Source organism: Mycobacterium genavense ATCC 51234 (assembly GCF_000526915.1).
In the GTDB taxonomy this organism is placed as follows: domain Bacteria; phylum Actinomycetota; class Actinomycetes; order Mycobacteriales; family Mycobacteriaceae; genus Mycobacterium; species Mycobacterium genavense.
Genome location: NZ_JAGZ01000012.1, coordinates 110,600 through 123,153 on the forward strand (window position 1 = coordinate 110,600; position 12,554 = coordinate 123,153).

Below are 12,554 nucleotides of genomic sequence, written 5' to 3' on the forward strand. Positions count from 1 at the left end.
ATAAAACGCGCAAACTAGTATGAGGCCGGCCCAACCGAGTACGTCGATACCACCGGCCGACGCCCGGCAGAACCGGACCACGTCGCTGATAAACGCGGTCAACCGCTGGTATTTCGTCTGCTACGCGCGACGGTACTCGCTGATCGGATCCGCGCTCTCCCGGATTGCGATCGCTCTGGTCTCGCTGCTACTCATCGGCACAAACTACTCCGCCAGAGACTACTATTGGGGGCCGTTTGGGGGATATCCACTTTCTTCGTATTTCACGGAGATCAAATACGCGTACTCGTACGCGTACGGGTTTCACGGCGGCGGCACCTACTTTCAGCTGGTTTTCCATCTGCAAATCATCGTCACCATTGTCTACTTGATCGGGTATCGGACCAGAATCACCGCGCTGATATTCTACTTCATGCTGTTTTCCCTGTGCGAACGAAATGATCATCTGCTCAACGGGGGAACAAACTTGATCATGACCATGAGCCCTTTCCTCGCGGTTATTGATTCGTCGAGGTATCTGTCGGTGGATGCGATCCTGGGGAAACGCCGACCCCGCTGCTCCCCGACGGGCAGGTACCTCAGAGGTGCTGTCTACGGGACTCTCCTGCACAATTTCGCAATACTCCTCATCTTCTTCCAGATCAGCCTGCTGTACTTCACCGCGGGAGTGAACAAACTCCAGGGCCCGCTGTGGATGAGAGGCGAAGCGATCTACTACATCCTGGCGTCTCCCGTCTTCGGGATTCGTGCCCTGGATGAGTTTCTTTCTCAGCACTTGGTTGTGACCGCTTTCCTCACATACTCCACCGTGCTGTTCCAGTGGCATTTCCAATACTCATATGCTGGAAATGCACACGCACCCCAGTCCTGGCCGTCGCCGTGCTATTTCACCTGTCTATCGCGGTGGTCATGGGCCGGCCGGATTTCTCTTTCATCATGATATCGATCGAATCGGTCATCATCGATGACGATCACTATCGCGGCCTGGTGCGCGTTCTGAACCGAAGTGCGTCCATGATCCGGGCGACCTTCGTTCGGCGGTAGTCCACCGCGGCGCCGGCCGGCGCTGCGACGCCGCGCCGGCGTCAACATCAGAACATTGACCGATGCTGGCGGCCGGTGCCCCCGCATACATTGCCTGAGCATCACGCGGAAATCAGTGCGAATCGACCTTGGGGTGACATGCCAGCCGAGCTAACCGACCTGCAGCTTTTGCGCGAGCTGGAGCCGGTCGTGGAAAAGTACCTCAACCGCCACCTGAGCATGCATAAACCCTGGCACCCGCACGACTACATTCCCTGGTCGGACGGAAAGAACTACTACGCGCTCGGCGGGCAACACTGGCACCCGAAGCAGTCCCAGCTCAGCGATGTCGCTCAAGTGGCGATGGTGCAAAACCTCGTCACCGAAGACAACCTGCCCTCATACCACCGCGAAATCGCGATGCACATGGGCATCGACGGTGCCTGGGGCCAGTGGGTCAACCGCTGGACCGCCGAGGAAAACCGGCACGGGATCGCGCCGCGCGACTACCTGGTGTTCACCCGGGCGGTCGACCCCGTCGAGCTCGAGATGCTTCGCATGGAGGTGGTCAACCGGGGCTTCAGTCCCGGGCAAAACCGTTAAGACGGATACTTCGCCGATCGACTCACCGACTCGGTCATCTATGTCAGTCTTCAGGAACTGGCCACCCGCATCTCACACCGCAACACCGGTAAGGCCTGGAACGATCCGGTCGCCGACCAGTTCATGGCCAAGATCTCCGCGGACGAAAACCTGCACATGATCTTCTACCGCGACGTCACCGAAGCCGCCTTCGAAATCGCCCCCAACCAGACGATGGCGTCGCTGCACCTGATTCTGCGTAATTTCAAAATGCCGGGTTTCGCGGTACCCGGCTTTCGCCGCAAAGCCGTGATTATCGCCGTCGGCGGTATCTACGACGTTCGCATCCATCTCGACGAGGTCGTGCTGCCCGTATTGAAGAAATGGCGCATTTTCGAACGCGAAAACCTGACCGGCGAGGGGGCCAGGCTGCGCGATGATCTCGGCAAATTGATCGGTGAACTCCAAACCGAATGCGACAAATTCGACGAATCCAAGAACCGCTACCTCGAACGGCAAGCTCGCCGGGACGACCAAAGCACCGCCCGCAAAGTGCTCAGCACCGAAGGCACGCTGCGGATGAGTCGGCGCTGACGCAACGACCGGGCTCGGCGTGATGCCCCGCCACACCACATAGCGAAATCGTCCCACTGCCATACTTGTTGCGGGCGTGGGTCTCTCGTCTTTAGTCATCGGCGCGTGTGCGCCTGCCTGACGTTCGTGTGCGCCGTCCACCCGCCGGCAGTCGACGCACCCGGCAATACATCGGTCAAAGCACTGAGAAAAAGGCGGACACCGCACGTAGTTGTCGAAAAATCAATTCACAGATATTCACGCCTTCGATTAATGGCAGCTTTGTCGTTACGTAAACAATGAGAATTGCAATACGCCGGTGTCACGGAACGAAATAAAGATGATAACTGATATTGGCGTTTACCCAGCCGAAGAAGATGATCAGGTTCAAGCGATCGGCTTATCTCCGATTTATTCGGCACCACATTGATTGGAATTCTGGTGGTCCCACACAGAACGGTCTTGACGGTCCTGGCCAGCGTCGTCACGCTCGAGGCGGCGGTGATCGTGTCCCCCTTCTCCGTCGCCGCTCCGCGGGCCGACGTGAAGTCACCGGCCGTCATCTCTCTGGGAGACAGCTACATTTCCGGCGAGGGCGGGCGGTGGCAAGGCAACGGAGAACCGTCCATGCCCGGCAGCCGGCACGGCACCGACCTCGCGGCCTTCCTCTGCGGACCCTGGGAAACGGTGTGCGCGCACGACCCCAAACGGGTCTATGGATCTTCGTATAAGAACGGCTGCGATCGCTCTGCCGGCGCAGAGATCACCTACGTCTCCCAAGTCCAGGTCGGCGGCCGAACCTACAACATTTCCCAGCCGGATCGCATCAACGTCGCATGCTCGGGCGCCACCACCGCCGACATCGACCAAACGTCATTCAAAGGTGAACCACGACAGGTCGATCAACTGATGCAGTACGCCCTGGCCAAGGACATCAAGCTGATCGCCGTCTCGATCGGCGGCAATGACATCCAGTTTCGAGACATGGTCGGAGAATGCGTCAAAGACTTCATCACCCATGGCCCACACTGCAACACGACGCTGGCGGCCGAACTCGACCGGCGCCTGGCGATGATGAAAGACGCGGTCACTCGATCATTGCATTCCATCCGCGCGACCATGTCCCAGGCCGGATACCGCGACGGGGACTACCGACTGGTGCTGCAGTCCTATCCTTCAACCGTTCCGCCGGCAGCGAACAACCGCTATCCCGAAACAGATTGGGCCCGTTTACATTCAGGCGGTTGTTGCCCCATCTACAACGACGACTCTGACTGGGCATACGGCTCGGCCGTCCCCGAGGTCGCCAAGGCACTGCGCGACGTGGCCGCCGCGGTGGGAGGCGTGGACTTCCTTGACATCAGCCGCGCATTGGACGGCCACGAAGTATGCGCCAAAGGCATCGGCCAATCGGGCAACGGCGACAGCCTGCGGTCCCCGCGCCCCAAATCCGACAGTGAATGGGTGCGCTGGATTCGCGGATTCCAAGGCGAAACTCTAGAGAGCGCACACCCAAATGCGTTCGGTCAACAGCAACTCGGTCACTGCCTTGCCGCCGCCGCCATTAGCACCGACCATGGCGGCACCTGCAGCAATCAAGGATGACCATGGGACTGCCCTGCCGCCCGATGAGACCCGGCCGAACCAGCTACGACGTCGAGAGGTCACGAAGTTCGGCAGTATCAACGATGATTCGCGCCGCCCACCGATGCAGGGTTGGACTGTCGAGCACAGCAAGGCATGCCTATCCGTCGCGGCGACACCCGGCCGGGTGGGGTGGGCCAGCCGAGGCCTCGCGTCAGTGAGGGAATCCTGCGGGGTGGGTTTCGGATCCCCTTGATACCCCGGGTACTCGGGTGGTGCCCCGCTGTCCAACAATGCCGCACCCTGATCGGTTCACCGTGTATGCACATGCGGATCCAGAATCCGCTGGAGCCGACGAATTCAACTGAAGGAGAACACAAATCATGACTGTCAACTCCCCGGTAGGGGAAACCGCCGCAACCGGCGCTCACCCCGATGCCACCCAGGTGGCTGGCCCGCCGCTGCCCGCCTGCAGCCGCACCTCTGGAAATCCACGCTGATCTTCGGCCTCGCATCAGTGGCTCTGGGCGTTTTGGTGCTGGCATGGCCGGGAATCTCGGTTCTCGTGGCGGCGATTGCGTTCGGCGTCTATCTGATCGGCTCCGGCATCGCGCAGGTATTCTTCGCGCTCGGCATGCACGTTTCAGTAGCGAGCCGCGTTCTGCTCTTTGTCAGCGGCGCAGCGTCATTGGTCCTCGCGTTGCTGGCCTTCCGTTACATCGGCACCGCGGTCTTGCTGCTGGCCGTCTGGATCGGCATCGGCTTGATCTTCCGCGGCGCTGCCACCGCCGTCTCGGGACTCAGCGGTCCGCTGTCGCCCGGCCGGGGATGGAACATCGTGCTGGGGCTCATCATTCTGGTGGGCGGCGTCGTCATCATGGTCCGGCCCTTCAAGTCCATCCTGGCCGTCGTCTTCGTCGTCGGTATCTGGCTCTTGGTGATCGGAGTATTCGAGGTCATCTCGTCATTTGCCATCCGCAAGGCATCTCGCCGCCCCGGCCGATAACCGGTGCCGTGCCGGCCGACGTCATGAGCAACTCAGCGACGTCGGCCGGCGCGTATAAAGAGCCACAACGCATAACCGCCGAGCTAGTTCAGTTGTGCGGGGACGATCAGCACTATCAGCAGCATCGCCGCCGCCCCGACCACGTACACCTGTCGGCGCGCAGTAATGCCCGACGGGCCGGCAATGCGTAGCAGTGCACGCTGGCGCCGCACAGCGATCGCCGACGTGCACAACGCCAGCAGCACAGCCAAGATCGCGGGTGCAACCGCCGACGGGGCTAGCGGGCTGCGAAGCAGCTTAATAGCCAACAGTGCGCCGTTGACGAGGAACGCGACCGACGTCCGTGTCCAGGCCAGGGTGGTGCGTTCCAACGGTAGCCGCGGACGGCCCAACATCACCGGCTCAACTCGAGATCATCTGGCCGACGACCAGGCCGATCGCGATAACCGCCACCAGGCTCAGGCCCACGGCAAGGTAGGCAGGGGAGGGGTGCCGAGGCAGTGGACCGCCGCGACGCATTGCCTCGTCGGATTGCCGCCACCGCAACATCCCTATGGCACTGGTAGACATCGCAAGAATCGCGAGTCCGACTCCGAACACGCGCCGCGACCCGGGCATCGCCAACTCCGGAACAAGTTGAACCAGGGCCACCGCCGCGGCCAGCAGCCCCAACGCGGTGCGCTGCCACGCCAGGAAGGTGCGCTCGTTCGCCAGGGTGAACCGATAATCAGGCTCATCGCCGCCGCCAACCGCAAGCCCATGTGAAGCACCGAACCCGTGTTGTGGCACCGCCGAAGGCGGCGTCTGCCAGCCTGGTGCAACCGACCCCATTTAGCCCCCACAACTTTCGTCCCACCTGGCAGCCGCAGGCCAGAACATATATGATCACAGAAGTATGTACAATGCAAAAAGGGCGGAGCGGCCGGGCATGATCGGGTTGTCGAAACACTGCACCCCGCTGCTCACGGCGACGCTGCGGGCTAAAAGGCAACGCTGATGCGGGATTTCAGCGCACTGCCAGCCGAAATCACCTCGGCCCGGCTCTCTCGAGGCCCCGGGTCAGGGCCACTGCTGGCTGCCGCCTCGGCCTGGGACGCGCTGGCGCACACGTTGGAATCGACGGCCACCGGTTTCACCTCGGTGATAACGCGGCTGCAGTGTGAGAGCTGGTCTGGTATTGCGGCGGACGCCATGGCCGGCACCGCGGCCGGCTACGTGGCATGGGTGTCCCAAACCGGGTCAAACGCGGTGGAGGCGGCCAGACGGGCCCGCGCCGCAGCGGCCGCGTGCGAAATGGCGCTTGCGGCTATTGTGCCGCCGGAGGCGGTGGCGGCCAACCGCAGCCAGCTATTGAAATTGGTCGCAACCAACGTCTTTGGCCAAAACGCACTCGCGATCGCGGCCACCGAGGCCGCTTACGAACAGATGTGGGCCCAAGATGCCGCGGCGATGTTCAACTATGCGGCATCATCGTCGACGGCCAGCACTCTTTACCCGTTCGCCGACCCGCCGCCGGGATCGAGCGCGTCCGCACAGCTGGCCGCGCGCGGCGTCGAGAACTCACCTGTCGGCACCACTCGGCAGACGCTGGCGCAATTGGTCGCGAAAATTCCCCATGGGTTGCAACGCCTCGCCACGGTGGACACCGCCAACGCCGCCGGCCGGTGGCCTACTGGGCGGAGTTGGAAGGTCTGCTCCTCGACGCCTTCGCCGACTTCAACACCTTGACAGCACCGATTAACCTGTGCAGCAGCGTCATTCGTACCTAACACTTCAGCGGGAAGCTTTCTCTACGCGGCGAAAAGAGACGTGGACTCTCATGCGCAGTCGGCAGGATCTATGCCGGAGCCGCCGACCGAGCCCGCGCACCCGCGAGGTAGGCGCAACCGGAATGGGCGGGCGGGTCACTGCCGGCATCGGACGCGCAGCACCAATCGGTAGATTGTCTGTTCCCCAAAGTTGGGCGTCCACCGCGCCGGTAGTCAGCCTCTCCGAGGACCCGCAATGGTTGCCGGAAGCAGGCATCGCGGACGCGCCCGGAGACGTTGACGGCCCGGCTCCCGGCCTGTTCGGTGGGGCACCGGCCGCCGGCGTGGGAACCGCCGCGGGCCCGTGGCGTCCCACCGTCAACAACGTCCTGCGGGTAGGTCTGCGTCGCTACAAGATGCCACGGCCCTCCCTCGGAGGGTAACCGGTGACCACCCACCGCAATTGGCACCGCAGTCCGAACGCCAAGTGGACAGAACCGATGCCTGACTTTGGGGTTCTCCCGCCCGAAATCAATTCGGCCAACATGTATTCCGGTGCGGGATCGCAGCCGCTCGTCGCGGCAGCGAGGGCTTGGGAGGCGTTGGCCGTCGAACTCGAGTCCTACACCGCAGGCTGTACGTCGGTGCTCGCGCAGCTGCAACACGATGCCTGGTCCGGGGAAGCGGCAACGGCCATGTCCAATGCGGTCACACCGTATCTGGCGTGGGCCGCGACCGCGGCAGAACAGGTTGCCGAAGTCGCCGGCAAAGCCCGCGCCGCGGCTGCCGCTTACGAGGCGGCCTTGCGGGCAATGGTTCCGCCGCAGATGATCGCCACCAATCGTGCCCACGTAGCGACGTTGACAGAAACGAATTTTCTCGGCCAGAATACCCCGGCGATCGCCGCGGCTGAAAGTGCTTACGCCGAAATGTGGGCCCAGGATGCGGCCGCGATGTACGACTATGCGCAGACCTGCGCGGAGTTCACCACGTTGGTGCCGTTCGGATCGCCACCCCAAATCGCTTGCAAAACACCACTTCCCGGCGTCGACCTCGTACCGGCGAATGCTGCTTCGACTCCTGCGCCCACGCGAAGTCGACAAGCCTCACCGAGGGAGGCTGTGCTGCCCTGGCTGAACAGCGGCGCGCCAAGCACAGCGAACGCGCCCGCGTCACTAGATCGGTTGCAGCGGTGGGAAGCACTCGTCATCGCTTTCGCCAACCTCAACACGCTCCTTATGGTGCCGCTACAACTGGTCTTCGCCTTGGCCGAGACCACCTTCGACACCGGAAACTATGCCTACGCGGTCAAGGCCGGCCTCCCCACGCATCCGGTCGCTACCGCCCAACCCAAGGTGGCTGTTCCGCCGGTCGGGCCGGAGCCGGCACGGCCCACGACATCGTCAATGGCTCGCAACCTGCTGCTCGAGAATGCGTATCCGCGTGGTCGCGTCATCGGATCCGACGTTTCACCCGACTGGACGGCCGCACTGCAGCGGGTCGACGGCGTGGAAAAGCCGATGCGAAGTGACCCCCGACATCCGACGGCGGGGACCACCACGAACGCGGCCACCCCACCCGCGATGCCGACCTCCGGTGTGGCATCGCTGAGCTCCCGCGACAGGCGGCCGGGCGGCAACCGGATGTTCCGGATGAGAGACCGGCGATTCAAGATGCCCAGGCCCGCGGTCGGCGGGTAATCCCCGGCGCCGGGGCCTCAGTGTCGGCCGTACCCGGTCGGGCTGTCGTCCGGATCGCAATGCCGGCGGTGTTGGCCGCCCGATGACGGAGCCGCGGTGAAGCCCTGTCGGGCAATCACATTCACGCGCGGCGTAATTATCCGCCCGGGTTCGCGCGGTGCGGATGGGACCGTCGGCACCGACATATCGGTGAACCAACTGAATCGCCGGTCGGTATCCACATGAAACCCGTTGCGGGCAGGTCGGATCGGTGTTGCCGAGGGTGGACGTCTTAGTGTGGGTATGGGCGCGGTGTCCGTCTCCGCCTCGGGCGAGCCATCGGACTGCGGCCGGAGTAGGATCAGTTCGACATAGTGGTCATCGTCAAAGTCATCGTCGGCGACCAGGTCGTCATCGCCTGCGCCGGGCGGATCGGACCGCGCGGATGCCAGGCTCGTCGCTGGGGGCGCCACACCGAGCAAGAACAGTGCGGCGACGATCCCGAACAGCGCGACGAAGCCGGGCAGCAGCATGGATTGCGCCATCGCTGCCGAAAATGGCTCGAGCATGAACTTGGGCAGTTGTAGCCCCGCCATGTCCTCGGGATCGATTGTGTACGACGGCTTTTCAGCACCGATCCGAGATGTCATGAATGCGGCCATACCCGCGCTTCCCACCACCGCGCCCAGCTGGCGGACCGAGTTGTACACCGCAGAGCCGGCGCCCGCCAGGTGCGACGGCAGGTTGCGCGTCGCCGTGGCGGCTAACGCCTGCCACCCGAACGCCATCGCAGCCCCCACGACGCCCAGCGGCAGGACGAGCCGCCAGGTTGCCACGCCCGGCGACATCTCGAACGACAGCCACGTCAATGCGACCGCCAACAGCGAGAAGCCAAAGCCGACCACCGCCCGCGGGTGATACCGGTCGGTGATGGTTCCTCCCAGTGGCGCCAACACACCATTGGCAATCGCCATCGGTGCGATCACCAGCACCGTCTGTGTCGGTGAGAGCCCACAAATCGCCTGTGTATGGAACGTCAGCGGCAGGATCATCGCGGTGACCGAAAACGCCATGACGCCGACCCCGAGCGTGCACAGGCCGAAATCGTGGTCCCGGAAGAGTTCCGTCGGGACCAGCGGTTCGCCGGGGTTGACCGACTGCCAGTAGCCGAAAACCGTCAGCAACCCAATCCCGGCCACGATCACGGCCCAAATCCACGGTTGCCATTGTGCGGCTTCACCGTGTTGTAGGCCGTACACGACGAGTACGACGCCGGCCCCGGACAACCCCACACCTGTCAGGTCGAATCGGTGGGCGTGGGTGGGTAACAGCGGGACCAGCCAGATCGCCAACACCAGCCCGACGATGCCGACGGGGACGTTGACGAAAAAGATCCACTGCCAACCCAAACCGTCGACCAGTGCTCCGCCGGCCAACGGGCCGACCAGCATCGCGGCCCCAGCGGTGGCCCCCCAGGCGCCTACCGCGACACCGCGCCGGTGGGCGGGGAAGACGCGGGTGATCGTGGCTAATGTCTGCGGGGTCAGCACGCCGGCGCCGATGCCCTGGACGAATCGCGCCGTGATCAACACGGCCGCGCTACCCGACAACGCGCACCACAGCGAGGCGAGGACGAACACCAAAAGCCCGATCAAATAGAGGTTCTTCGTGCCGTATCGGTCACCAAGTCGCCCCGCGACCAGCATCACCGCCACATAACCCAGCAGGTAGGCGCTGGTTACCCAGATGACGGTGTCATACCCGGTGTGCAATTCGGCCATGATCGTGGGGTTCGCCACGGCGACGATGGTCGAGTCGACCATGATCATGAAGAAGCCGATCATCATCGCCCACAGCGTGTTCCAGGGATTGTGCGACCGTGACGGGCTTTCGGTTTGCAGCCGCCACCGCTTCGGAAGAGGTGCCGATCCTGGCCGTGGTCGACGAGTGTCCGCACACGACGTGGGCATCGTCGTGCTATCGGCGCGGATTCGGGTCAATTCGCGACGATGGCGTCCGGTGTTCTCTTGTGCAAATCGCCGCCTGGTCAATCGAATTCTCCTGTGCGGCAAGGCTATCACGTATGACGGGAGCCGACACGGTTGCCGTTGCCCCTCTGACGCCTCGTTGCCCAGCTGCGTACCGTCCCCGGTTGGGTGAGCAGCAGCGTAGCCGTGGATGTCAGTTGCGGCACGTATTACTGCGGACGTTTCGCCGTAATACATGTCAGATTTTATGAGTCCGCCGGGCGTATGCGGCCATAGGGGACTGCGGACTTGACCTCATTTGGTTTGCGACGACTCAACAGGCCTGTCGCGGAAAGCTTTTCACGCAGAACTGCGTGCTGTTACAACGCGTACCCCGCAAACGACATCGCAACTAGGAGCGGGAATGAGCCCGCTCCTAGCCGCGACTGCCATTTCTCTCGAACTTCAACGACCTATCGTGTTGTCTGTTCCTCCGAGCAGAAACACAGACGCGGCCTGTTGAACCTCACTGTTGTTAGGCCCAGTTGCTGCCGACGGTGGCGTCGGTGGTGGCCATGTGGTCGCCGGCGTTGGTGATGTTGTGGCCGTGGGTGTTGGCGGATTGGTAGATGACGGCGAAGTTGCGGCCGAGTTGGGTGATGAATTCTTGGCAGGCGGTGGAGCCGGCGCCGCCCCAGAAGTCCCCGGCGGCGAGGACGTCGGCGATGATGGCTTGGTGTTCGGCTTCTAGGGCTGCAGCTTGGGCGCGGATGGTGGCGCCGTGGGCGGCGACATCACCGAATTGGTAGTTGATCGTCATGATGAACGTGTGTTCCTTTCTGTGAAAGTGTTTGTGCGGCAACACACTGTGGCCGCAGTGAATGGGGTGGGGTTAGCCGCGCAGGATCTGCTGGGAGGCGTGTTTCTGGGTTTCGTAGCGGGTGGCGTCGCGCAGCAGGTTGTCACGCACGTCGCCGAGGATGGTCACGATGTTGGTGAACGCCGTGTTGGCCTGGCTTAGGGTGTCGTGCGAGGTGGCCTGGGCGCTGCCGCTCCAGCCGGAGCCGGCGATGTTGAGCGAGGACGCCCACATTTTGCGGGCCTCATCGGAGATGGTTTGGGCGTGGGTGTCAAAACGGCCCGCCATGGCCCGCATCGCGGCGGGGTCGGTCATAAAACGAGAAGTCATTTGCCTTCTACTTCCTTTCCGGTGCACCCACACAGGGGCCGCGGCCGGCCCCGCCGGCACCGGGCATGCCGGCGGCTCCGGCGGCGGCCAGGGGTGCTCCGGCACCGCCCATGGGCATCATCGGCATGCCGCCCATCGGGGCGGCCCCACTCATACCGGCGGGCACCGCGTTGACACCCGCGGCGCCCACCCCGGCAAGGGCGGGCACCCCGGCGGTTTCACCGGCCAGCGGAGCCGCCCAGGAGGGGGGCACCGACAGTCCGCCGATGGGGCGGGCCCCACCCAGACCGGCGGCCACAGGCCCGGACACCCCGGCACCCGCCGCGGCCGCGGGTGCCTCGGCCAAACCAGCAGCCGCGGCGGCGGTGTCGGTCGGGGCGGTGGCGGGGGTGCCGCCCATCATGGAGGTCAGCGGCATCATCGCCATCGACGCGCCGGTCATGGCGCCCTCTTCGACCATCGAGGCCGCCATCGACATCACCGACCCGCCGGCACCGCCACCACCGGTACCCGGGGTGACCGGGCCGGCGCCCCCGCCGGTGGCGGTGCCGCCATGCCCACCGGTCGGGGTCAATCCACCCGTGGGGGTCAACCCCGAGCCGGTCGGCGTGAAGTTGGGGTTGATCACCGGCTTAGTCGGGGTGGCCCCGCTGCCTTTGGCCGGGGGTGCGGTAAACGGCGCCAGCCGCTGCGACACGGCGTGCACGGCGGCCTGATAGCCCGACATCGCGGCCACATCCTGGGCCCACATCTGCCCGTACTGGGCCTCGGTGGCCGCGATCGCTGGGGTGTTTTGCCCCAACACATTCGACGCCACCAGCGAGGCCAGCAGGGCCCGGTTCGCCGCGACCGCCTCGGGGTGCACCGTGGCCGAGCGCGCGGTTTCAAACGCCGCCGCCGCGGTCCGCACCGCGGCCGCGGCCTCCCCGGCGGCTGCGGCGGTGGCGTGCAACCAGCCCACATACGGGGCCGCACTGGCGGTCGTCGCCGCCGCGCCCACACCCCGCCACGACCCACCCTCGGTGGTCTGGGTGATCACCGAGGCAAACGACTCCGCCGCCCCCGCCAAATCCGCGGACAAACCATCCCAACCCGCAGCCGCAGCATGCAACGGCCCCGAACCCACACCGGCATACATCCGCCCCGAATTAACCTCCGGAGCAAACACCACAAAATCCAACACCAAACCACTCCTTCACCAAC

At 64.0% G+C, this 12,554-nt stretch carries 12 protein-coding genes and 1 pseudogene; 7 read left to right on the plus strand and 6 right to left on the minus strand.

The window, feature by feature from the left end; all coding sequences use genetic code 11:
* The first annotated feature begins 19 nt into the window (after nt 1-19).
* From T428_RS0121220 to T428_RS0121240, 4 genes and pseudogenes are all read left to right on the plus strand, one after another.
* Nucleotides 20-940 (plus strand): HTTM domain-containing protein, encoded by a 921-nt coding sequence (locus T428_RS0121220; RefSeq protein ID WP_025738054.1) that lies wholly within the window; start codon nt 20-22, stop codon nt 938-940.
* 242 nt (nt 941-1,182) lie between these two features.
* A pseudogene (locus T428_RS30020) lies at nt 1,183-2,199 on the plus strand (acyl-ACP desaturase).
* A 441-nt stretch (nt 2,200-2,640) separates the two neighbouring features.
* The gene (locus T428_RS0121235; protein ID WP_025738055.1) at nt 2,641-3,783 is read left to right on the plus strand and encodes a GDSL-type esterase/lipase family protein; all 1,143 of its coding nucleotides are present in this window, start codon (nt 2,641-2,643) and stop codon (nt 3,781-3,783) included.
* 448 nt (nt 3,784-4,231) lie between these two features.
* On the plus strand, nt 4,232-4,768 hold the full coding sequence (locus tag T428_RS0121240; protein ID WP_025738056.1) for an HdeD family acid-resistance protein: 537 nt from the start codon (nt 4,232-4,234) through the stop codon (nt 4,766-4,768).
* 83 nt (nt 4,769-4,851) lie between these two features.
* Here the strand turns inward: T428_RS0121240 and T428_RS0121245 are convergent, their stop codons facing one another.
* Nucleotides 4,852-5,163 carry a DUF202 domain-containing protein gene (locus T428_RS0121245; protein ID WP_036468618.1) on the minus strand — a complete coding sequence of 104 codons (312 nt, stop codon included), beginning with the start codon at nt 5,161-5,163 and terminating at the stop codon, nt 4,852-4,854.
* 7 nt (nt 5,164-5,170) lie between these two features.
* Nucleotides 5,171-5,599: a YidH family protein gene (locus T428_RS0121250; protein WP_084298824.1), complete on the minus strand. Its 429-nt coding sequence runs from the start codon at nt 5,597-5,599 to the stop codon at nt 5,171-5,173.
* 165 nt (nt 5,600-5,764) lie between these two features.
* Here T428_RS0121250 and T428_RS32955 point away from each other — a divergent pair, with 165 nt between their 5' ends.
* The 3 genes from T428_RS32955 (at nt 5,765) to T428_RS0121260 (ending at nt 8,216) form a co-directional block, all read left to right on the plus strand.
* Nucleotides 5,765-6,496: a PPE family protein gene (locus T428_RS32955; protein ID WP_051465309.1), complete on the plus strand. Its 732-nt coding sequence runs from the start codon at nt 5,765-5,767 to the stop codon at nt 6,494-6,496.
* A 163-nt stretch (nt 6,497-6,659) separates the two neighbouring features.
* Nucleotides 6,660-6,959 carry a PE/PPE C-terminal domain-containing protein gene (locus T428_RS36225; protein ID WP_245605017.1) on the plus strand — a complete coding sequence of 100 codons (300 nt, stop codon included), beginning with the start codon at nt 6,660-6,662 and terminating at the stop codon, nt 6,957-6,959.
* 57 nt (nt 6,960-7,016) lie between these two features.
* Entirely contained in the window at nt 7,017-8,216 is a 1,200-nt protein-coding gene (locus tag T428_RS0121260; protein WP_025738059.1) for a PPE family protein, read from the plus strand.
* A 17-nt stretch (nt 8,217-8,233) separates the two neighbouring features.
* Here T428_RS0121260 and T428_RS30030 read toward each other — a convergent pair whose 3' ends face one another.
* The 4 genes from T428_RS30030 to T428_RS0121280 form a co-directional block, all read right to left on the minus strand.
* Nucleotides 8,234-10,042: an MFS transporter gene (locus tag T428_RS30030; protein ID WP_036468608.1), complete on the minus strand. Its 1,809-nt coding sequence runs from the start codon at nt 10,040-10,042 to the stop codon at nt 8,234-8,236.
* Nucleotides 10,043-10,697: 655 nt separating this feature from the next.
* On the minus strand, nt 10,698-10,982 hold the full coding sequence (locus T428_RS0121270; protein WP_025738060.1) for a WXG100 family type VII secretion target: 285 nt from the start codon (nt 10,980-10,982) through the stop codon (nt 10,698-10,700).
* Between the two features lie 72 nt (nt 10,983-11,054).
* Nucleotides 11,055-11,351, minus strand: coding sequence for a WXG100 family type VII secretion target (locus T428_RS0121275; RefSeq protein ID WP_025738061.1), 297 nt, complete (start codon nt 11,349-11,351; stop codon nt 11,055-11,057).
* A 7-nt stretch (nt 11,352-11,358) separates the two neighbouring features.
* The gene (locus T428_RS0121280) at nt 11,359-12,534 is read right to left on the minus strand and encodes a PPE family protein (protein ID WP_156943056.1); all 1,176 of its coding nucleotides are present in this window, start codon (nt 12,532-12,534) and stop codon (nt 11,359-11,361) included.
* Nucleotides 12,535-12,554: the final 20 nt, after the last annotated feature.

Bases quoted from the DNA above. Each gene is read 5' to 3' on its own strand.
- T428_RS0121220 (WP_025738054.1), top strand. From the start codon at position 20: ATGAGGCCGGCCCAACCGAGTACGTCGATACCACCGGCCGACGCCCGG.
- T428_RS0121245 (WP_036468618.1), bottom strand. From the start codon at position 5,163: ATGTTGGGCCGTCCGCGGCTACCGTTGGAACGCACCACCCTGGCCTGG.
- T428_RS0121250 (WP_084298824.1), bottom strand. From the start codon at position 5,599: ATGGGGTCGGTTGCACCAGGCTGGCAGACGCCGCCTTCGGCGGTGCCA.
- T428_RS32955 (WP_051465309.1), top strand. From the start codon at position 5,765: ATGCGGGATTTCAGCGCACTGCCAGCCGAAATCACCTCGGCCCGGCTC.
- T428_RS36225 (WP_245605017.1), top strand. From the start codon at position 6,660: ATGGGCGGGCGGGTCACTGCCGGCATCGGACGCGCAGCACCAATCGGT.
- T428_RS0121260 (WP_025738059.1), top strand. From the start codon at position 7,017: ATGCCTGACTTTGGGGTTCTCCCGCCCGAAATCAATTCGGCCAACATG.
- T428_RS30030 (WP_036468608.1), bottom strand. From the start codon at position 10,042: ATGATGATCGGCTTCTTCATGATCATGGTCGACTCGACCATCGTCGCC.
- T428_RS0121270 (WP_025738060.1), bottom strand. From the start codon at position 10,982: ATGACGATCAACTACCAATTCGGTGATGTCGCCGCCCACGGCGCCACC.
- T428_RS0121275 (WP_025738061.1), bottom strand. From the start codon at position 11,351: ATGACTTCTCGTTTTATGACCGACCCCGCCGCGATGCGGGCCATGGCG.